22 protein-coding genes and 1 pseudogene are annotated in these 20,351 nt (G+C 55.5%); 9 read left to right on the top strand and 14 right to left on the bottom strand.

Annotated features, from left to right (window positions below):
• Nucleotides 1–333: 333 nt before the first annotated feature.
• Nucleotides 334–1,263 (top strand): tRNA 2-thiocytidine(32) synthetase TtcA, encoded by a 930-nt coding sequence (ttcA, locus tag D7S44_RS05700; protein ID WP_120452778.1) that lies wholly within the window; start codon nucleotides 334–336, stop codon nucleotides 1,261–1,263.
• Nucleotides 1,264–1,311: 48 nt separating this feature from the next.
• On the opposite strand, the gene D7S44_RS23650 is transcribed toward ttcA, so the two are convergent.
• From D7S44_RS23650 to D7S44_RS05710, 3 genes are all read right to left on the bottom strand, one after another.
• Nucleotides 1,312–1,458 carry a hypothetical protein gene (locus D7S44_RS23650; protein WP_167456951.1) on the bottom strand — a complete coding sequence of 49 codons (147 nt, stop codon included), beginning with the start codon at nucleotides 1,456–1,458 and terminating at the stop codon, nucleotides 1,312–1,314.
• Between the two features lie 305 nt (nucleotides 1,459–1,763).
• Nucleotides 1,764–2,747: a zinc transporter ZntB gene (gene zntB, locus D7S44_RS05705; RefSeq protein ID WP_120452780.1), complete on the bottom strand. Its 984-nt coding sequence runs from the start codon at nucleotides 2,745–2,747 to the stop codon at nucleotides 1,764–1,766.
• 118 nt (nucleotides 2,748–2,865) lie between these two features.
• Nucleotides 2,866–4,485, bottom strand: a complete 1,620-nt coding sequence (locus tag D7S44_RS05710) for a peptide ABC transporter substrate-binding protein (RefSeq protein ID WP_120452781.1) — start codon at nucleotides 4,483–4,485, stop codon at nucleotides 2,866–2,868.
• A 157-nt stretch (nucleotides 4,486–4,642) separates the two neighbouring features.
• Between D7S44_RS05710 and mpaA the strand changes: the two genes are divergently transcribed.
• Nucleotides 4,643–5,350, top strand: a complete 708-nt coding sequence (mpaA, locus tag D7S44_RS05715) for a murein tripeptide amidase MpaA (protein WP_120452783.1) — start codon at nucleotides 4,643–4,645, stop codon at nucleotides 5,348–5,350.
• Here the strand turns inward: mpaA and ycjG are convergent.
• On the bottom strand, nucleotides 5,325–6,308 hold the full coding sequence (gene ycjG, locus D7S44_RS05720; protein ID WP_120452784.1) for an L-Ala-D/L-Glu epimerase: 984 nt from the start codon (nucleotides 6,306–6,308) through the stop codon (nucleotides 5,325–5,327). The genes mpaA and ycjG overlap by 26 nt on opposite strands.
• Before the next feature lie 150 nt (nucleotides 6,309–6,458).
• Between ycjG and tpx the strand changes: the two genes are divergently transcribed.
• Nucleotides 6,459–6,962, top strand: a complete 504-nt coding sequence (tpx, locus tag D7S44_RS05725; protein WP_120452786.1) for a thiol peroxidase — start codon at nucleotides 6,459–6,461, stop codon at nucleotides 6,960–6,962.
• A gap of 21 nt (nucleotides 6,963–6,983) precedes the next feature.
• Here tpx and tyrR read toward each other — a convergent pair whose 3' ends face one another.
• The 7 genes from tyrR to pspA form a co-directional block, all read right to left on the bottom strand.
• Nucleotides 6,984–8,564 (bottom strand): transcriptional regulator TyrR, encoded by a 1,581-nt coding sequence (tyrR, locus tag D7S44_RS05730; protein ID WP_120452788.1) that lies wholly within the window; start codon nucleotides 8,562–8,564, stop codon nucleotides 6,984–6,986.
• A 146-nt stretch (nucleotides 8,565–8,710) separates the two neighbouring features.
• Nucleotides 8,711–9,778, bottom strand: a complete 1,068-nt coding sequence (locus tag D7S44_RS05735; RefSeq protein ID WP_120452790.1) for a YcjF family protein — start codon at nucleotides 9,776–9,778, stop codon at nucleotides 8,711–8,713.
• On the bottom strand, nucleotides 9,775–11,169 hold the full coding sequence (locus D7S44_RS05740) for a YcjX family GTP-binding protein (RefSeq protein ID WP_120452792.1): 1,395 nt from the start codon (nucleotides 11,167–11,169) through the stop codon (nucleotides 9,775–9,777). The genes D7S44_RS05735 and D7S44_RS05740 overlap by 4 nt, the downstream gene beginning before the upstream one ends.
• Nucleotides 11,153–11,422 carry a phage shock protein PspD gene (gene pspD / locus D7S44_RS05745; protein WP_371315526.1) on the bottom strand — a complete coding sequence of 90 codons (270 nt, stop codon included), beginning with the start codon at nucleotides 11,420–11,422 and terminating at the stop codon, nucleotides 11,153–11,155. Before pspD ends, D7S44_RS05740 begins: the two co-directional genes overlap by 17 nt.
• Nucleotides 11,423–11,454: 32 nt before the next feature.
• A complete protein-coding gene (gene pspC, locus D7S44_RS05750) occupies nucleotides 11,455–11,814 on the bottom strand; it encodes an envelope stress response membrane protein PspC (RefSeq protein ID WP_371315527.1) in 360 nt (119 codons plus the stop codon).
• The gene (gene pspB, locus D7S44_RS05755) at nucleotides 11,799–12,023 is read right to left on the bottom strand and encodes an envelope stress response membrane protein PspB (protein WP_120452796.1); all 225 of its coding nucleotides are present in this window, start codon (nucleotides 12,021–12,023) and stop codon (nucleotides 11,799–11,801) included. Before pspB ends, pspC begins: the two co-directional genes overlap by 16 nt.
• Before the next feature lie 37 nt (nucleotides 12,024–12,060).
• Nucleotides 12,061–12,726, bottom strand: coding sequence for a phage shock protein PspA (gene pspA / locus D7S44_RS05760; protein ID WP_120452798.1), 666 nt, complete (start codon nucleotides 12,724–12,726; stop codon nucleotides 12,061–12,063).
• 163 nt (nucleotides 12,727–12,889) lie between these two features.
• Between pspA and pspF the strand changes: the two genes are divergently transcribed.
• Nucleotides 12,890–13,879: a phage shock protein operon transcriptional activator gene (pspF, locus tag D7S44_RS05765; protein WP_120452800.1), complete on the top strand. Its 990-nt coding sequence runs from the start codon at nucleotides 12,890–12,892 to the stop codon at nucleotides 13,877–13,879.
• A 316-nt stretch (nucleotides 13,880–14,195) separates the two neighbouring features.
• On the opposite strand, the gene D7S44_RS05770 is transcribed toward pspF, so the two are convergent.
• On the bottom strand, nucleotides 14,196–14,702 hold the full coding sequence (locus D7S44_RS05770; protein WP_120452802.1) for an SRPBCC family protein: 507 nt from the start codon (nucleotides 14,700–14,702) through the stop codon (nucleotides 14,196–14,198).
• 133 nt (nucleotides 14,703–14,835) lie between these two features.
• Nucleotides 14,836–15,750 (bottom strand): LysR family transcriptional regulator, encoded by a 915-nt coding sequence (locus D7S44_RS05775; RefSeq protein WP_120452916.1) that lies wholly within the window; start codon nucleotides 15,748–15,750, stop codon nucleotides 14,836–14,838.
• A gap of 416 nt (nucleotides 15,751–16,166) precedes the next feature.
• Between D7S44_RS05775 and D7S44_RS05780 the strand changes: the two genes are divergently transcribed.
• From D7S44_RS05780 to D7S44_RS23830, 5 genes and pseudogenes are all read left to right on the top strand, one after another.
• Entirely contained in the window at nucleotides 16,167–16,676 is a 510-nt protein-coding gene (locus tag D7S44_RS05780) for a GrpB family protein (RefSeq protein ID WP_120452804.1), read from the top strand.
• A gap of 153 nt (nucleotides 16,677–16,829) precedes the next feature.
• Nucleotides 16,830–17,144, top strand: a complete 315-nt coding sequence (locus D7S44_RS05785; protein WP_120452806.1) for a DUF6678 family protein — start codon at nucleotides 16,830–16,832, stop codon at nucleotides 17,142–17,144.
• 230 nt (nucleotides 17,145–17,374) lie between these two features.
• A pseudogene (locus tag D7S44_RS24080) lies at nucleotides 17,375–17,969 on the top strand (DUF2625 family protein).
• Nucleotides 17,970–18,275: 306 nt separating this feature from the next.
• Complete coding sequence (locus tag D7S44_RS23825) at nucleotides 18,276–18,476, top strand: VOC family protein (protein ID WP_240629430.1); 201 nt, start codon at nucleotides 18,276–18,278, stop codon at nucleotides 18,474–18,476.
• Nucleotides 18,477–18,485: 9 nt separating this feature from the next.
• The gene (locus D7S44_RS23830) at nucleotides 18,486–18,671 is read left to right on the top strand and encodes a VOC family protein (protein WP_240629431.1); all 186 of its coding nucleotides are present in this window, start codon (nucleotides 18,486–18,488) and stop codon (nucleotides 18,669–18,671) included.
• Nucleotides 18,672–18,886: 215 nt separating this feature from the next.
• On the opposite strand, the gene D7S44_RS05800 is transcribed toward D7S44_RS23830, so the two are convergent.
• Nucleotides 18,887–20,125, bottom strand: coding sequence for an IS110-like element ISEsa2 family transposase (locus D7S44_RS05800; RefSeq protein WP_000219087.1), 1,239 nt, complete (start codon nucleotides 20,123–20,125; stop codon nucleotides 18,887–18,889).
• Nucleotides 20,126–20,351 lie beyond the last annotated feature (226 nt).

Below are 20,351 nucleotides of genomic sequence, written 5' to 3' on the forward strand. Positions count from 1 at the left end.
TTTTGTGTCTTCGCCTCAAAAGGAAGAACGCCCCCCTGCGCTTTCCAGCACTGGCCTGCTGTGTGTTGTCACCATAAAACGTGCTGGCATTCGCCGCCGTAATCCGTACCATACGCGGCATACTTTTGCCTGCTGATGATTATCGACGGGCGCACACGCCCTCTTTTATAGCGAATCAGATGGGGCATAAACATGCGCAGAGTGTCCGTGAGTCCTGTGCGACCTGGATTGAAAAGATGAACAGCGAGCAGGTTGAAATGCTCAACGGTAAGCTGGCAATCTGAGTGGACCTTGCCCCTTATATGCCCCTTTTGGTTGTAGAGACAGAGAAAAATGCAAGAAAATCAAACGGTTGACAAGAAAGAACAGTACAACCTTAATAAACTCCAGAAGCGCCTGCGTCGCAACGTCGGCGAGGCTATCGCTGATTACAATATGATTGAAGAAGGCGACCGCATTATGGTCTGCCTGTCGGGCGGCAAGGACAGCTATACGCTGCTGGAGATCCTGCGTAATCTGCAGCAGAGCGCGCCGGTTAACTTCTCGCTGGTTGCGGTCAATCTCGATCAGAAACAACCGGGTTTTCCAGGGCACATTCTGCCGGAATATCTGGAGTCGCTTGGCGTCGAATACAAAATCGTCGAGGAAGACACCTACTCCATCGTTAAAGAGAAGATCCCGGAAGGCAAAACCACCTGCTCGCTCTGTTCACGCCTGCGCCGCGGCATTCTCTACCGCACCGCCTCCGAGTTAGGGTGTACTAAAATCGCGCTCGGCCATCACCGCGACGATATTCTGCAGACGCTGTTCCTGAACATGTTCTACGGCGGAAAAATGAAAGGCATGCCGCCGAAACTAATGAGCGACGACGGCAAACATATCGTCATTCGCCCGCTAGCCTACTGCCGTGAAAAAGATATTGTACGCTTCTCTGAAGCGCGCAAATTCCCGATTATTCCATGCAACCTCTGCGGTTCGCAGCCTAACCTGCAACGTCAGGTGATCGCCGATATGCTGCGCGACTGGGACAAACGCTATCCCGGACGCATCGAGACGATGTTCAGCGCGATGCAAAACGTCGTGCCGTCGCATCTGGCGGATATCAATCTGTTCGATTTTAAAGGCATCCAGCACGGCGATGCAGTGGTGGACGGCGGCGATCTCGCTTTTGATCGGGAAACGCTGCCGGTACAGCCCGCTGGCTGGCAGGAAGAGGATGACGCCGAGCCGGTAGTCCGTCTCGACGTACTGCAACTGCCGTAATCGGAACGTGTTAAAAAGGGCGCGCTGCAATGTCAGCGCGCCCTTTTTTTACCGATGCGGCGGTGGATCGAGGATGGGCGGATAACCCGGCTCAGGCTGCGGGTCCGGTTGTGGGTTCGGCGGCGGTTGCGGCATCGGATCGGGAATCGGGACGGGATCGGTAGGAATCGGATCGCTTGCGATAATGGATGTCATACCCTTCTCCTTTGTGGTTACTGTCCTTAAAGCATAGGTATAACTCCGCCGCAGGGGCAAAAAAAAGCCGGCGGATAGGCCGGCGTATCGAATTAAATATGTGCTATGCAGTAATTCTAAAAAGGAAGTAAGACAATATGGAGCGCAACGCCCATCGCTTGACGTTGCATTCACCTGCGGATACAGAGTTTGCCGCTGTTGCCCTGGAGGGTTATTGACCTCGATCAGCTTTTTTTCCCTTTTTGCCATTAGCCGGCTTTTTTTATAGCTGAATTAACCCTTATAACCAGTTGATTACATTATTGTCACAGCCACTTGCGCCGTTTAAGCCACCAGGCGACGCCCAGAGCGAGGGCCACCAACAGCAGGCAGAACACGCTAAAGCCCAGGTGCCAGTTGGCGCCGGGAATGCCGCCAAGGTTGACGCCAAACAGCCCGGTCAGAAAGGTTGTCGGCAGGAAAATCATCGCCAGCAGCGACATGGTATAGGTACGGCGATTCATCGCTTCCGCCATCTGCGAGGCCACTTCGTCCGCCAGCACGGCGGTACGCGCCACCCCAGCGTCCAGGTCGTCAAGCCCGCGCCCTAACCTGTCCGACACCTCCTGCATGCGGCGACGATCGCTGTCATCCATCCACGGCAGCTTCTCGCTGGCGAGCCGCGAATAGACGTCCCGCTGCGGCGTCATATAGCGCCGCATGACTATCAGCTGCTTGCGCAGCAGCGACAGCTCGCCGCGCGCCGGTATACGCTGATCCAGCAGCGCATCCTCCAGCACGATGATTTTGTCATGCAGCTCTTCAATAAATTCACTGGCGTGATCGGTCAGCGCATCGCAGATATCGACCAGCCAGCTGCCGCCATCTTCAGGCCCGTTGCCGTTTTGCAGATCGGTCAGCACCTCATCTACCGCATAGACTTTACGGCGACGCGTCGAGACAATCAGCTTGTCGTTGATAAAGACCCGCATCGCCACCAGCTGCTCAGGCCGGGAGTCGGCGTTGTGGTTAACGCTGCGCAGCACAATCATAAATCCGTCGCCAAGACGGCTGACGCGCGGCCGCATGCTGTCGCCCGCCAGCGCGTCGCGCACCGTGTCGGGGATCAGGGGCGTAGACTGCAGCCAGTCAGAGCTTTGGCGATGGGTATAGTTAAGATGCAGCCAGCAGGGTCGCTCGCAGTGGATAACATCTTTATCTTCGATAGGGATTAAGCCGCCCTTGCCATCAAGCTGACAGGCGATAATGGCGTCGGAAACCTGCAACGCTTTGCCTTCAATGACGTTCACTCACTAGCCTCACTACAAAAATCAATACGATACAGTCTAGCGCGGCGCGGTTGAGTTGCAATCATCAGGCTGTGAGCAAAGGTGTCTGGATGCGGCCTGCTGGCAGGCCGCACAGGGCTTAGTGTTTTGCGATCCACAGCTCACGGCTGTAGGCGACATCTTCGGGATTAGTGATGGGATAGCCTTTCACCCACGGCTTGATCAGGCGGCCGTTGGTATACTGGTAAATCGGCGCAATCGGCGCCTGGTCGGCCAGGATCTGCTCCGCTTTGTTGTAGTCGCTATTACGCGCGTCAGCCTGGGTTTCGCTGCTTGCTCTGGCGAGAACCGCATCGTAATCGGCGTTGCTGAAGCGCGCGATATTGCTGCTGTTGCCGCTGGTCAGCAGGCTGAGAAATGTAGAGGGCTCATTGTAATCACCAACCCAGGAGGCGCGGATAACGTCGAAACTGCCGCTGTTGCGGCTGTCGATATACGTCTTCCACTCCTGGTTCTGCAACGTCACCTGAACGCCAAGATTTTTCTTCCACATCGACGCCACCGCAATCGCGATTTTTTGATGGCTTTCCGAGGTGTTGTAGAGCAGCGTCAGATGCAGCGGTCGGCCAGGGCCGTAGCCCGCTGCGTTGAGCAGCGCTTTCGCCTGGGCGTTAAGCTCCTGCTGGCTGTGCTGCTCAATATAGGATTGCGCAGGTTTAAAGCCCGCCGTCACGTCGGGCGTAAAGCGCCATGCGGGCTTCTCGCCGGTGCCCAGCACCTTTTCTGCGATAATGCGGCGGTCGATGCTCCACGACAGCGCCTTACGCACCCGCGCATCCGCCGTCGCGCCCTTTTGCGTATTAAAGGCGTAGTAGTAGGTGCCTAGCTGGTCAGGCGTGTAGACCTCGCCCGGCAGTGTTTTTTTCAGCTGGGCATACATGTTCTTCGGAAAGGATTCGGTGATATCGATATCGCCCGCGCGATAGCGTTTAGTGGCGCTGGACTCTTCATTGATGGGAATAAAGGTCACTTTGGTCAGGACCGAATGCGCGTCGTCCCAGTAGTGCGGATTACGCGCCAGCACAATCTTCTCATTCACCACGCGCGACGCAAGCTGGTAAGCGCCGTTGCCCACCAGCTTGCCCGGCGCGGTCCAGCCGTCACCCTCACTGGCAATAACCTGCTGAGGCACCGGGAAAAGCGCGACGTTAGCCGCAAGTGCGGGAAACCAGGGCACCGGCCGGTCGAGCGTCACCTTCAGGTGCTGGGCGTCTACGGCGCTGACGCCGAGTCGATTCGCCGGCATCTCGCCTTTGGTTATCGCGCCCGCGTTGCTGATGCCTGCCAGCCCGGCAAACCAGGCAAAGGGCGAACTGTTTTTGGGCTCGACAAGACGCTGCCAGCTGTAGACGAAATCCTGCGCCGTTACCGGCTCGCCGTTCGACCATTTCGCATTAGTGCGTAGCGTAAAGATCCAGGTTTTATTGTCGCTGCTGCTCCAGCTTTCGGCCACGCCCGGCACGATATTACCCTGCGCATCCTGATTCGTCAGCCCCTCGAACAGATCGCGGATCACCTGAATTTCCGGCAGCCCAACGGCTTTTAACGGATCGAGCGAGGCGGGTTCATCTTTGATATGGCGAACAATCTCCTGCCGATCGGCCAGCTGCGCGTTGGCCGGCAGCTGCGCCGCCAGCGCCGGGCTCGCGATGCCTGCGAGCGCCAGCGCTATCAGCGTCTTGCGAAATGTGCTTTTCATCTTCACTCCCTTACCCTAATGAAGCGCTGCGCAACGCACCAGAGGGCGCAGCATGACCCGGGCACTGTAGCGCAAATGCCTGAAGGATAAATAGCGATTTTCCGCGCGCGGCTTTTCCGCTACTTTGTCTGACAGAGGGCAACAAAGGAGAAAGCCTATGACGTTGTTACACCCGCGACCGCGGCGCGGAAAACTTGAAATTCCGTTTCAGCGCTACGGTGACAGCGTACTGGGCGCGCCGCTGCTCTGGTTTCCCGCGCCCGCCGCCGATGCCGACAGCGGACTGATTCTGGCAGGTACGCATGGCGATGAGAATGCGGCCATCGCCACGCTTTCCGCCGCGATGCGCACGCTGCCGGACCGGCTGCGTCGTCACCACGTGGTGCTGGCGGTCAATCCGGACGGATGCCAGCTTGGCCTGCGCGCCAACGCGCACGGCGTCGACCTCAACCGTAATTTCCCGGCGGCCAACTGGCAGAGCGGTGAGACGGTCTATCGCTGGAACAGCGCTGCCGAGGCGCGCGACGTGCTGCTCTCGACCGGGGATCGGCCAGGTTCAGAGCCGGAAACGCAGGCGCTGTGCGAGCTGATTCACGGGCTGAAGCCGCGCTGGGTGGTCTCCTGGCATGAGCCGCTGGCCTGTATCGACGATCCGCGCGGCAGCGATATCGGTCACTGGCTGGCGCAGCAGACCGCGCTGCCGCTGGTGAGCACTGTTGGTTACGACACGCCCGGCTCGTTCGGCAGCTGGTGCAACGACCTCGGTCTGCCCTGCATCACCGCCGAGATGCCAGCCATTTCGGTTGATGATGCGACAGAGCGCTATCTGGAGGCGATGATCAACCTGCTGCGCTGGCAGCGATAAGCACCTTGCCTGCGCTGACCTGTATGGCAGGCTCGACATCCACCGCCAGCCAGGTCGGCCCGTCCAGATCGGCGAAGCGCGCTCCCGCCGCCAGCGGCAGCGCGGCATGAATAGCGCGCGAGGTGCAGATCATGCAGCCGAGCATTATCTCAAAACCGAGCGCCTTCGCCGCTGTCGCCAGCGCCAGCGCTTCGGTCAGGCCGCCCGCTTTATCCAGCTTGATGTTGATCATTTCATAGCGACCCCGCAGCGCGGGCAGGCTGTCGCGGGTATGGCAACTTTCATCGGCGCAAATCGGCAGCGGATGGATAAAATTGGCCAGCGCCGCATCCTGACCGGCAGGCAACGGCTGTTCAAGCATCACCACGCCAAGATCCGCCAGCAGCTGGCAGCGCGCCGCCAGGCCTTCGGCCTGCCAGGATTCATTCGCGTCAACAATCAGCGTCGCCTGCGGCACCGCCGCGCGGATCGCCACCAGCCGCTCGGTGATAAAAGTATCGTCCAGCTTGATTTTCAGCAGCGTCGCGCCGTGCTGCCACAGCGCGCGGGCGCTGCTTGCCATCGCTTCCGGGGTATCGATGCTGACGGTCTGCGCCGTCACGACCTCATCGGGCGCCGCGACGCCGTTCAGCATCCAGAGATCCTGCTGCTGCTGGCGGCTCTGCAGATCCCACAGCGCGCTGTCGATAGCGTTGCGCGCCGCGCCGGCGGGTAGCGCCAGCTGTAGGGCGTCGCGCGTCATTCCCTGCTGTAACGCCGGGAGAATATCAGCGATCTGCGCCAGCACTGAGGCTTCCGTTTCGCCGTAGCGCGCATAGGGCGTCGCCTCGCCGGTGCCTTTTACGCCATCCTCTTCAATTTCCACTACCACCACTTTCGCCTCGGTACGGCTGCCGCGGGCGATAACGAAAGGGGTATGCAGCGGCCAGGACTCGGGATAGCTTTTTACCGTTCTCATACTTTCTCCATGTAGGTCGATAACTGCGCATCGTCTCGGATAATCTGCGTTTTTCGCTCGTAAGTCTTTTATAGATATGTCATAAACACGTTTTCAAACCATACTTACCTGTAGCCAGTCACGCTTTTTTCTGACGTTTAAGGAATCGCTATGTCTCATACTGTTCACTTTCAGGGCAACCCGGTTGAGGTTGCTGGTCACTTTCCACAGGCGGGCGAGCAGGCTAAAGCCTTTTCGCTGGTGGCGAAAAATCTCACCGACGTGTCGCTCTCTGAGTATGCAGGAAAACGCAAGGTTCTGAATATTTTTCCCAGCATCGACACCGGCGTTTGCGCCGCCTCGGTACGCCGCTTCAATCAGCTCGCCAGCGAGCTGAACAATACGGTGGTGCTCTGCATCTCCGCCGATCTGCCGTTTGCCCAGTCGCGCTTTTGCGGCGCCGATAACCTGAATAACGTCGTCACGCTCTCGACGCTGCGCGGCGCTGAATTTAAAAATGACTACGGCGTTGAAATTGCCGCGGGCGCGCTGGCAGGTCTGACGGCGCGTGCGGTCGTGGTGCTGGATGAGCAGGATAAGGTGTTGTACAGCCAGCTGGTGAATGAAATCACCACCGAACCCGATTACGATTCCGCGCTGGCGGTACTGAAGTAGCATTAACGGCGGCGGCGCCTCTTAGCCGCCGCTTTTCTCTTCCTTTTCGCCACGTTTCTGCCCTAACCCATATTCGCGCAGTTTATTAGCGATCGCCGTATGCGATACGCCGAGGCGTTTCGCCAGCTTGCGGGTGCTGGGATAGGAGAGATAAAGGCGCGTCAGCACAGATCGCTCGAAGCGGCTGGTAATCTCGTCAAGCGTACCTTCCATCGCCTCTTCACCCAGCGAGGCATCCAGCGCCTGCTCAGGCAGGACGATATCCTGCGGGCGCAGCTCATGCCCTTCTAGCTGCGTCAGCGCGCGGTAGAGCGCATTCTTCAACTGACGCACGTTGCCCGGCCAGTTGTAGCGCGTCAGCAGTCCGTTAAGCTGCGGTGACAGACGCGGACGCGGAATGCCCTGCTCGTCGGCAAAGCGCGCCACAAACATTTCGGTGAGCGGCAGAATATCCTGCGGACGCTCGCGCAGCGGCGGCAGATGCAGCGTTAATACGTTAAGGCGATAAAAGAGATCTTCACGGAACTCGCCGCGCTGCACCAGTTCAATCAGGTTCTTCTGCGTGGCGCAGATGACGCGCACGTCCACATGGACTTCATGCTCTTCCCCGACGCGGCGGAACGTCCCGTCATTCAGGAAGCGCAGCAGCTTGGTCTGCATGCGCGGCGACATTTCGCCGATCTCGTCGAGCAGAACCGAGCCGCCATTGGCCTGTTCAAAGAAGCCTTTCTTGCCCTCTAAAGCGTTCGGGTAGGCACCAGCGGCATGCCCAAAAAGTTCGCTCTCTGCAACGTCATCCGGCAGCGAGGCGCAGTTCAGCGCCAGGAAAGGCTTCTTGCCGCGCGCGCTGCGCAGATGGCAGGCGCGCGCCAGCATATCTTTGCCGGTGCCGGTATCGCCGACGATCAGTAACGGCGCGTCATGCATCGCCAGCTTGCGCGCCTGATCGATCACCTGACGCATTTTCGGCGTCACCGCAATAATATGATCGAACTCCGACTCGTCGGTCACCACCAGATTTTGCAGCTGGCGTCCCATGCGCGCGGTGGATTTCAGCATCACCATCGCGCCCACCGGCTGGTCGCCCGCACCTTCATCGGCGGTGAGATAGACAGGATGCGCTTCCATCAGAAAATCGCGGCCGTCAATCACCACATGCTGCGCCTGCGCCTCAACGCGGTCGTTTTCCAGCCAGCGCTGGAAATTAAAGCCGCTAATCAAATTGCCTGCGCTGTAGTTACGAATTTTCTGCTCGTCGAGATCGAACAGGTTCTGCGCCGCCGGGTTCGCCAGCTCGACTTTACTTTTCAGATCAATAGAAAACACCGGCTCTGGCATCGCCACCAGCAGCGCGCTCAGGGCACGATGCTCCCGCTCCGAAGGCATATAGGCGACGGTACGCACGTCGGTAACGCCCGGCGTGCGGCGGATTTCCGCCATCAGGCTGCTGAACTGATTAAATTCAAGCGCAGAAAAGTTGAGATAAATACGGCCAAGAGCCGCGATTTCAATGCCGCGTAAATCGATATTACGGGCGACTAACAGATCGAGCAGCTCGCGCGCCAGACCGATGCGGTCCTGGCAGAAGACTTCAAGACGCATTGCGATGGCCTTAGTCAGGTAAAGAATCTGGAGATAATACGCTAACTTGCAACAGGTCTGAAGAGGCGTGGAAGCAAAAGTTGACACCGGTGTTCATCCGGCGGTGCGCGCCGCTCAGGCGACGGCGCACCGGCAGGCAGGCGCGCTTAGCTTTCGCGCTTCGCGCCGCTTTTCGGCAGCGTCTCTTTAAGCTGACTAATAAGATCGCGACGGAAGTCGCCCAGCCGCGGCTTATCCTCCTCCAGCCAGGGCAGCGGGCGACACAGCTCCATCGCCTTGATGCCGAGCCGCGCGGTCAGCAGACCCGCGCCGATGCCCTGGGCGGCGCGCGCTGAGAGTCGGGCAGCAATATCCTGCGACATCCAGTCCATTCCCACTTCCCGCACCAGCTCAGACGCGCCGGCGAACGCCATATTCAGCAGCACCAGGCGAAACAGCCGCAGCCGACTGAAGTAGCCCAGTTCGATACCGTAGATGGCGGCGATACGATTGACCAGCCGCAGGTTGCGCCAGGCGATAAATGCCATATCTACCAGCGCCAGCGGGCTGACGGCGACCATCAGCGTCGACTCCGCCGCGTGGCGGCCGATTTCACGCCGCGCCTGACGATCCTGCACCGGCTGCACCAGCTGCGCATAGAGCTGAACGGTTTCGCGATCGTTCTGGGTTTCATGCAGCGACGCGTGCCAGCGCTGCAGCGCCGGATGCGCCTGATCGATGCCCGCCTGCTGCGCCAGCTTTTCGCAAAAAGCGCGGCCTTTGCCGACGCTATGGCTGTGCAGCAGTTCACGTCCGACGTCGCGCGCTTCGGCGCGCTCGCGCAGCTTATAGAGACGACGCCACTCGCTGGTCAGCGCGCCGACGCCAGCGATAACGATAAGCCCGCCAGCCGCGCCGCTGCCGAGCGCGAACCAGTCGCGCGTTAGCCAGGCGTCATGCATCCACTGGATGCTCTGCGCCGCGACGCTTGCAGCAAACAGCGCGACGCCCACGCCGACCAGTCTGCGCCACAGGCTGCGTTTCGGTCGCAATGCCTGCTCGACCGCCCGCTCTCCCGCGCCCTCTTCCATCACGTCGCCAGCCTGCTCGTCAACGGCGAGAAACGCCTGCTGCGCCTCATCGTCAAAAGCCAGCGCCGGGCGCAGCGGCTGCTCGCGCGGGGCCTCCAGCGGCCGGGTGAAATCGATACGCGGCTTAATTTTTTCATCGCTCATCGCAGCTTATCTCCTAATAAAAATTCCAGCGCGGCATCCATGCGGATATGGGGCAGCGGACGATCGATATCGAGCGGCTGCGGCCGGAACTGTTCAAACTGAAAACCCTGCTGCTGCCAGAAGGCCTGCCCCGGCAAACGCGGCGGCACTTCGCCCGGATAGAAAGTCAGGGCTGCGCCGTCGGCCAGCCGATCGCCGCGCAGCGCCGGGATCTTCTCGCCGCGATGATCCACCAGCCCGCTTTGCGTAGCCTGCACCGAGGCCAGCCCGATGCACTCCATGCTGATGCCCTCGAACGCCGCGTTTTGCCAGGCGTCCTGTACCAGCTGCTGCAGCAGCGACACCATATTAGCGTGCTGATCGGCGGTGATATGGTCAGCTTTAGTGGCGGCGAACAGCAGTTTATCGATAACCGGCGCAAACAGGCGACGGAACAGGGTGCGCTGTCCGTAGTGGAAACTCTGCATCAGCTGAGTCAGCGCCAGCCGCATATCGTTAAACGCCTGAGGGCCGCTGTTCAGCGGCTGCAGGCAATCCACCAGGACAATCTGGCGATCGAAGCGCAGGAAGTGGTTGCGGTAAAAATCCTTCACCACATGCTGGCAGTAGTAGCGGAAACGCTGCTGCAGCATGGCGAAGTTGCTGCCTTTGTCGGCCTGCGCCAGTTTGCCGCGCTCGGCCTCGTCCATCAGCGGCCAGGGGAAAAACTGCAACGCCGGTGCGCCCGCCATCTCGCCAGGCAGCACAAAGCGGCCGGGCTGGATAAAGTGCAGCCCTTCGGCTTTACAGCGGTGCAGATAGTCGGTCCAGGCGGCGGCGATGGCGGCCAGCCGGTTTTCGTCGGCAGGCGCAAAGGGATCGAGCGACGCGCACAGCTCACGCCACGGCTGCGCCCACTGTGCGCGATCGCCCTGCAACAGGCTCAGCATTTGTCGCGACCAGTCGAGGTAATCCTGCGCCAGCATCGGCAGGTCAAGCAGCCATTCGCCGGGATAGTCGACGATTTCCAGATAGAGCGTCGCGCTCTCTTTGAAATGGCGCAGCAGCGAATCTTGCGAACGATAGCGCAACGCCAGCCGCATTTCGCTGACGCCACGCGTCGGGGTCGGCCAGGCGGGCGGCGTGCCATAAAGCTGCGCCAGCCCTTCGTCGTAGGTGAAACGCGCCGTGCCCATGTCGCGCTGCGGAATGCGCTTGACGCCCAGCAGGCGCTCGTCGCGCACCACAGAAAAGAGCGGCAGCCGCGCGCCGCTGTGCACGTTAAGCAGTTGATTAACGAGTGAGGTGATAAAAGCGGTTTTGCCGCTGCGGCTCAGGCCGGTTACCGCCAGGCGCAGATGACGATCCGCGCCGCGGTTGAGTAATGAGAGTAGTTCAGACTTGTTTATCATCTTTTTCCCTGATGAAGCGCGCCGCCGCCCGCTTCATTACGCGCTGCAGCAACGGCTCCAGCGCCAGGGAAAGCAGAATGCGCAGAGGACGACGCGCAACCGATTTTACTGCCCAGCCGGTCAGACCGGCAGGCCCGTAGCTCACGGCATTGATAATGATGAATTTCCCGACCGACTTCAACGCGGGGGTCGCGCGGCGGCGAAAAGAGGACGTACGTGAATATAACAAAGCAAACCTCCGGTTGATCAGCATAACGGGGCCTGGACGGCCCCGCTCAGGAAAGGTCAGAGCTGGCGAAAGCGGCTACGCACGCTGAAGGTTTCAGACGTTACGTAACGCTCTATCTCGCGCACGCTGTACTCATCGCGACGCAGCGCGCTTTCCAGTCGGTCCAGCAGTTCGCCAGCGTTCGGCTTGCCCGCGCTCTCTTCAGCATCCGCGGGTTTAGGATCGAGTACATATCCCAGAATAAAATAGGCGCTGACGGTAATCGCGAACAGGCCGAAAAAGAGCGACAGCACCACGATCACGCGCAGCAGACGCACCGGGATATCGAGGTACTCCGCCACGCCGGCGCAGACGCCCATCAGCTTCCCTTCTTCCGGTTTACGCCACAGCTTACGTTTAATCATGGCTGCCTCCATTTCGGATGCTCAGCGTCCAGAATGGACTCCAGCGCCTGGATGCGATCGCGCATCCGTTCAGCTTCCTGCGTTAGCTGCTGCAGGCGCTGAAGATCGCCTGCCGACAGGTCGTTGCCGCTGCGGCGATTGCTGTAATGCAGCCATAACCAGATCGGCAACACAAAGAGCACGAAAATGGTCAGCGGTATAGCGAGAAAAAGTGCGCTCATTGACTCTCCTTAATCAGTCTCGCAGACAGGATCATTATTATTCGCTACGGTTCATTTTGGCTTTCAGCGCTTCCAGCTGCTGACTGATCTCATCATCGGCCTGCAGATCGGCAAACTGCGCGTCCAGCGATTTTGGCTTACCGAAACGCTGGCTTTCCGCTTCTGCTTCCATATGGTCGATGCGACGCTCAAACGATTCAAAACGTGCCATGGCTTCATCCAGCTTGCCGCTGTCGAGCTGACGGCGCGCGTCACGCGACGTAGAAGCCGCCTGGTGACGCAGCGTCAGCGCCTGTTGACGCGCGCGAGTTTCGCTCAGTTTTTTCTCCAGCTCCCCGATTTCGCCCTTCATGCGCTCCAGCGTCTCTTCAACGTGCACCACTTCCTGCTGCAGCGAGGCGATAAGGTCGGTGAGCTTCTGTTTTTCGATCAGGGCCGCACGCGCCAGATCGTCTTTCTCTTTGCGCAGCGCCAGCTCCGCTTTTTCCTGCCATTCGGCCTGCTGAATTTCCGCCTGTTCAATGCGGCGGTTAAGCTGTTTTTTCTCCGCCAGCGCGCGCGCCGAGGTGGAGCGCACTTCAATCAGCGTGTCTTCCATCTCCTGAATCATCAGGCGTACCAGTTTCTGCGGATCTTCCGCACGCTCCAGCAGCGAATTGATGTTAGCGTTAACGATATCGGCGAAACGAGAAAAAATACCCATAATGATGTTCCTCTTTGATTATGTTGGTGCGCCATGCGCTGATTGTTATATACAAAAGGCGTGCCATTTTTTATTTCATTGATTTTAAATCATATTTATATTTTACAGCGCAGCGCACGTCGCGTAAGGTAGTTAAATTGATTAACAGGTGGTGAATTTCATCATGGCTGGCAGCAACGATAATCTGTTGGGTGAATCCAACAACTTTCTTGAAGTGCTTGAACAGGTCTCTATGCTGGCGCCGCTGGAAAAGCCCGTGCTGGTAGTGGGCGAACGCGGCACCGGCAAAGAGCTTATCGCCAGCCGCCTGCACTATCTGTCCGACCGCTGGCAAGGCCCGTTTATCTCGCTTAACTGCGCCGCGCTGAATGAAAATCTGCTCGATTCCGAGCTGTTCGGCCATGAGGCCGGCGCCTTTACCGGCGCGCAGAAGCGTCATCTGGGCCGCTTTGAGCGGGCAGATGGCGGCACGCTGTTTCTCGACGAACTGGCAACCGCGCCGATGCTGGTGCAGGAGAAGCTGCTGCGGGTTATTGAGTATGGACAGCTTGAGCGCGTCGGCGGCAATCACGCTTTGCAGGTTAATGTGCGGCTGGTATGCGCCACCAACGAGGATTTACCCGCGCTGGCGGCGGCAGGAAAGTTCCGCGCCGACCTGCTCGATCGTCTCGCTTTTGACGTAGTGCAGCTACCGCCGCTGCGCGAGCGGCGCAGCGATATTCTGGTGATGGCGGAGCATTTCGCTATTCAGATGTGCCGCGAGCTGGGGCTGCCGCTGTTTCCGGGCTTTACGCCCGAGGCGCAGGAGACGCTGCTGGCGTATCAGTGGCCCGGCAACGTGCGTGAACTCAAAAACGTGGTGGAACGCTCGGTTTATCGTCATCACAGCAGCGAAGTGCCGCTGGACAGGATTATTATTAATCCCTTTGCGCCGCGCGCGCAGCCAGCGATTACAGCGCAGGAAGAAACAAGCAGCGACCTGCCCGCTTTGCCGCTCGATCTGCGCCAGTGGCAAAACCAGCAGGAGCGCGCGCTGGTAGAGGCCAGTTTGCAACAGGCGAAATATAATCAGCGCCGCGCCGCCGAACTGCTGGGCGTGACCTATCACCAGTTGCGGGCGATGATGAAAAAGCACGGGGTAGAAAAGGAATGAAGCGGTTAAAAATCAGGTAGTTAAATGATGAAAACAGGCCTGAAATGTGCAGTGAGTGATGGCCGCCGGATGAAGCCGTGAGCCATAATCGGCTATAAATAACTTTTAAAAAATGTTGATAAGCAAATAAAGACGATGCGGGGAAGCATCGCCAAAACGCATAGCGCAATCAGGTTGTAAGTAAGCCACTCAAAAATAAAGAGCTTTGCGCCTGTCGTTGTTCCTGACTGATGCTGCTCAGCGTTATTGCCAGCCTGATAATTCATTCCTGCTTTCAAAATGAATTTTCGTCCAGCTTCGAGCGTTATCTCTAATTTTATTTCGCTGCAGCCTTAATCAGACCATCCAGCCATTCCTGATGGCCGTTCAGCATTGGATTCGGGCGCGTTTTTGCCAGTTCTTTCGCAGGGTTACCGTTCTGAGTTTCCTGAGTCAGAATACGGACACGGTTACCACTAAGCTCCTCCAGCAACCAGGCATGATGAACATCGAGGCGGTCTGCACTGTTTTTCTCCCCTGCCCACCCGTGCCATGCCAGACGGGCAGGCAGGCCTTCCGCAGGTGGAACATACTCCACAACCTGAGCCTCTACTGGAAAACCAAAAGTGCTGAAGTAGAACCGGACCTTCTCTGCCAGCTCTGGTCCTTTACCGTCATAAAAGCGCACATCAGCGGAGTTTTTGTAGTAGACCGGCCACAGAAGAGGCTGACTCAGGAACGGCCAGACATCACTGACGCTCAGACCCGAAATGATCATTTCATTAGAGACAAAGTTATCAGTAAAACCCGGAACAAAACCCTCTGGCCAGTTAATCGCATTCATATGTTACTCCCGTTGCATTTATCGATTGCATTGTGTGTCAGTACGGCTGCCGCACTTAACCTGATGACAATGATTATTTGCGCAACGAAGTTATAAGACGAATCGTTATTCTTTATAATTAATATAAGATAAGTTATATCAGGTTATCAGAGGGCTGGCTGACTTCTGCACATAAAGCACGCATCCACTGATGAGCAGGATCACGATGAGTGCGCTCATGCCAGGCCATGCTTTTAACAAAGCCCGGGATTTTAAGCGGCAAGGGTAAAATCGAAAGTCCGCTGTCAGCCAGAACCATACGGCTGGGCACAACGGCAATCATATCGGTTAACCTCAAAATATCGGGTATCACCAGAAAACTGTTGACCGACATACCCACGCGCCGTGACAGACTCAGCTCAGCCAGAGCCTCATCCGTCACTGCCATGAAGCGCCCTTCTGTCGACACCAGAATATGTTCCTGCTCGCAGAATTGTGTGAGCGTTATTTCTGAAGCCGCAGCCAGAGGGTGATGGCTATGTGCTACGCAAATATATTCTTCTTCGTACAGTGCCCGCCCGTGCAGGTCATCAGGGGTTGTTTGTGGTGTAACCAGAGCCAGATCCACTTCGCCCCGGGCGAGTTGCTGATACATGCGTCCACTGTCTACTGGCCGTACGGCGATTCTGATGAGCGGTGCACGCTGTTTCAGCGCAGCCATTAACGGAACGACAACGGCCTTGAGTGCATAGTCCGTCGCCAGGATGGTATAGGTCAGTTCCGCCGTCACCGGATCAAATTCCACGGGTTTAAGCAGAATAGCGATATCAGTGAGGATTTGTTTTACCGGTATGGCAAGTTCGTTCGCACGCAGCGTAGGTATCATGCCGTAGCTGGAGCGAATAAAAAGGGGATCGCCAAAGTAATCACGCAATCGGGTAAGCATGCCACTGACGGCAGGCTGCGTCAGAGAGAGGCGCTCTGCAGCCCGTGTCACGCTGCCCTCATCCAGTAACGCATCCAGAGCTTTAAGCAGGTTAAGATCGAGGCCTCTGATATCATTTTTCATAATGAAGTAGTCTGGCAAATATAATAATTTTAATTGAGACCACAGGTTTGGAAAATACTTTTCCACAAAGTTTACATCCGTTAATTCTTCGGGGTGATATTCCCTTCCGGGACAGAGGTCTTGAGGTAGAACAACATACTTTTAGCTATAACTGACATTATCCACTCATGCCCGGACTCTCCCCGGTATCTCATAGCAGGTATCAGGGATTGCGTTAACATCACGTCGGGGCGCGTCTGGCCCTTTGCCAGCCTCTGAGTCAGTTACAAGTCCTACTACGCCTGTGCACCTGTATGCCGGAAAGGAACTGTGCCAGTCTGTTTTTGCCCAAAGTGGATGTTGTCGCCTCATGCAATTTCAACAGATATGCTTTAGAACTTTGTGTCGAAAACTTTATGCCAAAGGAAGAGGTATTTATGCGGACCATAGCTGTGATGCCATACGATGAAAAATGGCCAGAGGCGTTTAAAGTTGAAAGGTTACTGTTACAGACATTTCTTGGTGGCGTGGCTAAAAATGTTCATCATATTGGCAGTACGTCAGTACCTGGCCTCCCAGCAAAGCCAGTAATCGATATACTGCTCGAAGTGTCTGATGTTACTGAACTGGATAAATACAACGCTATAATGGTCCGTGCCGGGTACGTTGCGCGCGGTGAGAACGGGATTCCGGGACGCCGGTACTTTATTAAGGGTAGTGATGTGCGTAGCCACCAAGTGCATGCGTTTACAGTAGGGAATAAAGAGATACTGAGACATCTTGCTTTCCGTGATTACCTCAGGAAAAACAGAGATATTGCCTTAGATTACGCTGAGATAAAGCGTACTGCAGCATTCTTCTGTAAGAACGATGTTCATCGCTACAGCGCGCTCAAAGCGAATTTTATAGAGCATCATCTACAACTGGCGCTGATTGACCTGAAATGACAGGGATTGAGTTCGTTGCCGGATGCCATGTTCAATGCAGTGGTAATCTTCAGTTGTCATCTCAGCAAATGCAACATCCGCTATGTATCAGAAGCGGACGTTGCTATCCGCGTAGTACATTGCTCTTTATGAAGCAGGTCCTGGGAGGTTCGAATGCTCTTTTGCTGCATGAATAATACAAAATGGAATAAAATCCGCCTGGCCATGCTTAGCATGACATCGCCCCCTTTATGGAAAACTACCTCTCTAAATGGCTATGAATCCATAGTTGATGGTGAGTGGTTTTACCATTTCAGTGAAGGTGGTTATTCAGATATCCGATATCTGGATGTTTTGACAAACTCATTTGAACAGCATGTGGAAGTTGGAGCTATTCTTCGGGCTATTCATCTCCCCGGAATTGAAACTTCAAACGGCTATAGAATTTTGGGATACGCAGATTCGGCCGACCATGTGTTTTATCTTTAACTGGACAGAATTATTAAGTGGCCAATGAGATTACTGGATAATCGTGTAACATTTTTGTCTGCTCCTTGCTCTAAGCGGACCTTATACCGCGCATGTCCGCTCTGTGCCAGCAGCGGACGTTGCTAACCAAATGCTATGTTTATCTAAAAAATCATTTTTATAATCATATTCAGGTTATCGGCTGCTCGTCCGAATAACATAAAGATACATAGTGCGACTAAGGATAACGCGTGAGGGAACTGACTGAATTAATCGATCAGCAGTCATCTGGCTGGTTTATAGTGCAGCAGTGGCTTAAAGAAGCATCCAATAACTATAAAGTGCTTCCCTGTAATCCAATGCTCGCAGGCTCTGAGTTACATCAGCTTCAGGTGACAACGCACTCTCTCTTGGGCGCTGTCTTAATACGAAACGGGGGATCCTGGTTGATAATGGCTGGTTGCGGATTTTAGGCTCCGGTCACCCCAGACTGGCACGAACTATTGCCTCCTGGACGCCATCGGTGACAACAGGTCGGACATTTCAGGCACTCTTAGTTGCTGATGATTTATCCGGAGGTTTTTTGCACTTAACGGTGGTGAATTCGGTAAAGATCGCGGCGGTGTATATTACCTCGCTTCGGACACTCTCGAATGGGAGAGCCTTGAGACTGACTATTCAGGTTTTTTGCACCGGGCTCTTTGTGGAGATTTGGACCGATTTTATCAAAGCGTACGCTGGACAGGGTGGCGAGAAGAAACATCTTCGATAAATGGTGAGGCGGTTTACTCCTTTTATTCTTTCCTTTGGACCGAACCACAATTACCTATAGAACAGCGTTCATGAGTTGCTGTGCCTGTTGATGATCACTGGTCATTCTGCCTGGACTTACAACATCAATTAACCGGTATGCAGGACGACCAGTCTGCACGCTCATGATGAAGCAACCGTAGTGTAAATAGTGCCTTACGAACTTCTGCTTCTGGCTCATAACAGAAAGTACGCGCGCGTCCGGCGGTTTTGAGCCAGCCCCAGACATGGCTAATTTTATGCTACCTGAATCCGAAGAGAGCGACGTGATTATCTTTCTGGCTTGAACTACAACATGCACAGAGCACGTTACTTTTTCCATTTCGCTCGGGAGAATAGGTCATGTTTAGTCATATTCACGTTGGCGCAAGAGATCTCAACACGTTAGTTGCTTTCTATGAAGCTCTGCTTGCGAGGTTAGGCTTTGAACAGATGCCAGAGGGTAACGGCGGCCAGGCTAAAGGGGTTGGCTGGAAATATCCGGATAAGCGATGGCCTCAGTTTTACGTGCAGGTGCCTGAAAATGGCCTCCCTTCAACCTAGGGAAATGGTATGCAAGTCAGTTTCTTAGTCGCTTCTCAGGAAGAAGTTCAGGAGATTTGGCACCTCGCCCTGAAAATGGGAGGAACCAACGAGGGTAAACCCGGTTTCAGAGAATACGCTTCAGACTTCTATGCGGCTTATTGTCGGGATCCAGAAGGGAATAAGCTGTGCTTTGTCCATGCTCCTGAAGAATAAGTTATCCGGATCAGGCTATGGTTATTCAAAAGGCGTTCTCTCACTACCTGTGATTGAACAGCGCAATTGCCAGACGGACAGTCCGCTTCACGCCCTGAGACATTCGACAAGCTTTTTATGGCTTCAGTAAGGGCGAGTGTCTCGCTTCGAGAGCCAGCAAATATTTCGCTTCGTCATAACAGGTTCNTCACGCCCTGAGACATTCGACAAGCTTTTTATGGCTTCAGTAAGGGCGAGTGTCTCGCTTCGAGAGCCAGCAAATATTTCGCTTCGTCATAACAGGTTCTGGCCTTCCAGCAGCGGTAAATGATCCTTATCCATTTGAACGCCAGTGCCCGGATCGCAGACTGATGAGATTTGCCCTTTTCTCTGAGGCCCTGATAATACAGTTTGGCCCAGTATGATGAATTAACCGTCTTGGCAGCCCATTCAACAAAGGTCTGCCTGACGAACTTGGCACATTGCCATCGCCAGTGAACCCAGGATTTTTGGCCGCTTCGTTCGGTCACCGGTGCTATACCTGCGTAGTTTTGAATTTCTTCAGCGCTGTTAAACCGGTCACGGTTATCACCAAGTGCAGCAAGCATCCGTGGGCCCATGCACGGTCCCATGCCCGGAAGTGATTTGAACAGCCCCGCATCTGGCAATGTGTCAAACAGCGTTTCGATTCGTTCGTCATAGGTTTTGATGATTTCACTCACGACTTTAATTTGTGTCGCCAGTGCTGCTGCCATCAAAGCATTAGCCTCTATAACACTCGGGTCTGTAGTCAATGGGATCGCATTATCAATACTCGCAACACGTTGCTCGGTAAGGGCCATAGCGCGACCACCTTTGGCATTCAGAAAGTTGCGGATCGTGTCGCGTCTGGCTCGTTTCAGTTGTTGCAGACTGGGCCACCGGATAATCAGCTCACACAACAGTAAGCTACCCCGATGTGAGAACCACTCCAGTGGCTGAGGATAATACTGTTTAAGCGTGTTGATTATCCGGTTCACAAAGCGTCGTTTATCTTCAACCAACTGACGACGTTGCTCAACCAGTTGCTGAAGTAAGCGAATATCCGCATTGTCGGGTTCAATAGCTTTTATCTTCTGGGGGTAACGCAGCATTAACTCTAATGCCAGCTCGGCATCCTGCGGATCATCTTTAGCGCCGCTGGGCGAGAAGGCTTGCCGATAACGAGCCAGGGACAATGCGTGGACGGGGAAAACGGTGATAAAGGGGTATTTTTGAAGAGCATATACCACGGGGCCCTTCTTCAGTTCGAGAGCTATTGCGATTCTACCTTTTACTTTCTGGTGTAACTCAGTAAGCCAGGCATCAAGCGCTTCTGCTGTATGTTCAATCACATCGAATACGCGTTCACCGTTTTTAAACTGAACACAGACATCGTGTTTTTTATCAGCCCAGTCCAGACCAACGTGCGCAGCAAATTGATTAGTCACAGTCATCACCAACTCCTTTTTATCGGGGATTGGTATGCATTCCACGCTCTTCGAAAGAAATATAGCCAGCAGTTTATCTGCATGCCCTGAGTATTCGTTAGCGAACGTGGAGCACCTACTGGCTCGAAAGAAAAGCGGCGATCATCACATGATTCTCGCTCAATATTCGTAACCAGTAAGCGCATACCCTGAATCACTTCAAAGTGTAATTCTCAGGGTACGAATGACTATA

Origin of the sequence: Pantoea piersonii (assembly GCF_003612015.1) — a bacterium.
Classification (GTDB): Bacteria; Pseudomonadota; Gammaproteobacteria; order Enterobacterales; family Enterobacteriaceae; genus Pantoea; species Pantoea piersonii.

Coding starts and splice junctions, on each gene's coding strand:
- ttcA (WP_120452778.1), top strand. CDS start 334: ATGCAAGAAAATCAAACGGTTGACAAGAAAGAACAGTACAACCTTAAT.
- D7S44_RS23650 (WP_167456951.1), bottom strand. CDS start 1,458: ATGACATCCATTATCGCAAGCGATCCGATTCCTACCGATCCCGTCCCG.
- D7S44_RS05710 (WP_120452781.1), bottom strand. CDS start 4,485: ATGAAAAGCACATTTCGCAAGACGCTGATAGCGCTGGCGCTCGCAGGC.
- mpaA (WP_120452783.1), top strand. CDS start 4,643: ATGACGTTGTTACACCCGCGACCGCGGCGCGGAAAACTTGAAATTCCG.
- ycjG (WP_120452784.1), bottom strand. CDS start 6,308: ATGAGAACGGTAAAAAGCTATCCCGAGTCCTGGCCGCTGCATACCCCT.
- tpx (WP_120452786.1), top strand. CDS start 6,459: ATGTCTCATACTGTTCACTTTCAGGGCAACCCGGTTGAGGTTGCTGGT.
- tyrR (WP_120452788.1), bottom strand. CDS start 8,564: ATGCGTCTTGAAGTCTTCTGCCAGGACCGCATCGGTCTGGCGCGCGAG.
- D7S44_RS05735 (WP_120452790.1), bottom strand. CDS start 9,778: ATGAGCGATGAAAAAATTAAGCCGCGTATCGATTTCACCCGGCCGCTG.
- D7S44_RS05740 (WP_120452792.1), bottom strand. CDS start 11,169: ATGATAAACAAGTCTGAACTACTCTCATTACTCAACCGCGGCGCGGAT.
- pspD (WP_371315526.1), bottom strand. CDS start 11,422: ATGCTGATCAACCGGAGGTTTGCTTTGTTATATTCACGTACGTCCTCT.
- pspC (WP_371315527.1), bottom strand. CDS start 11,814: ATGGAGGCAGCCATGATTAAACGTAAGCTGTGGCGTAAACCGGAAGAA.
- pspB (WP_120452796.1), bottom strand. CDS start 12,023: ATGAGCGCACTTTTTCTCGCTATACCGCTGACCATTTTCGTGCTCTTT.
- pspA (WP_120452798.1), bottom strand. CDS start 12,726: ATGGGTATTTTTTCTCGTTTCGCCGATATCGTTAACGCTAACATCAAT.
- pspF (WP_120452800.1), top strand. CDS start 12,890: ATGGCTGGCAGCAACGATAATCTGTTGGGTGAATCCAACAACTTTCTT.
- D7S44_RS05770 (WP_120452802.1), bottom strand. CDS start 14,702: ATGAATGCGATTAACTGGCCAGAGGGTTTTGTTCCGGGTTTTACTGAT.
- D7S44_RS05775 (WP_120452916.1), bottom strand. CDS start 15,750: ATGAAAAATGATATCAGAGGCCTCGATCTTAACCTGCTTAAAGCTCTG.
- D7S44_RS05780 (WP_120452804.1), top strand. CDS start 16,167: ATGCGGACCATAGCTGTGATGCCATACGATGAAAAATGGCCAGAGGCG.
- D7S44_RS05785 (WP_120452806.1), top strand. CDS start 16,830: ATGCTCTTTTGCTGCATGAATAATACAAAATGGAATAAAATCCGCCTG.
- D7S44_RS23825 (WP_240629430.1), top strand. CDS start 18,276: ATGTTTAGTCATATTCACGTTGGCGCAAGAGATCTCAACACGTTAGTT.
- D7S44_RS23830 (WP_240629431.1), top strand. CDS start 18,486: ATGCAAGTCAGTTTCTTAGTCGCTTCTCAGGAAGAAGTTCAGGAGATT.
- D7S44_RS05800 (WP_000219087.1), bottom strand. CDS start 20,125: ATGACTGTGACTAATCAATTTGCTGCGCACGTTGGTCTGGACTGGGCT.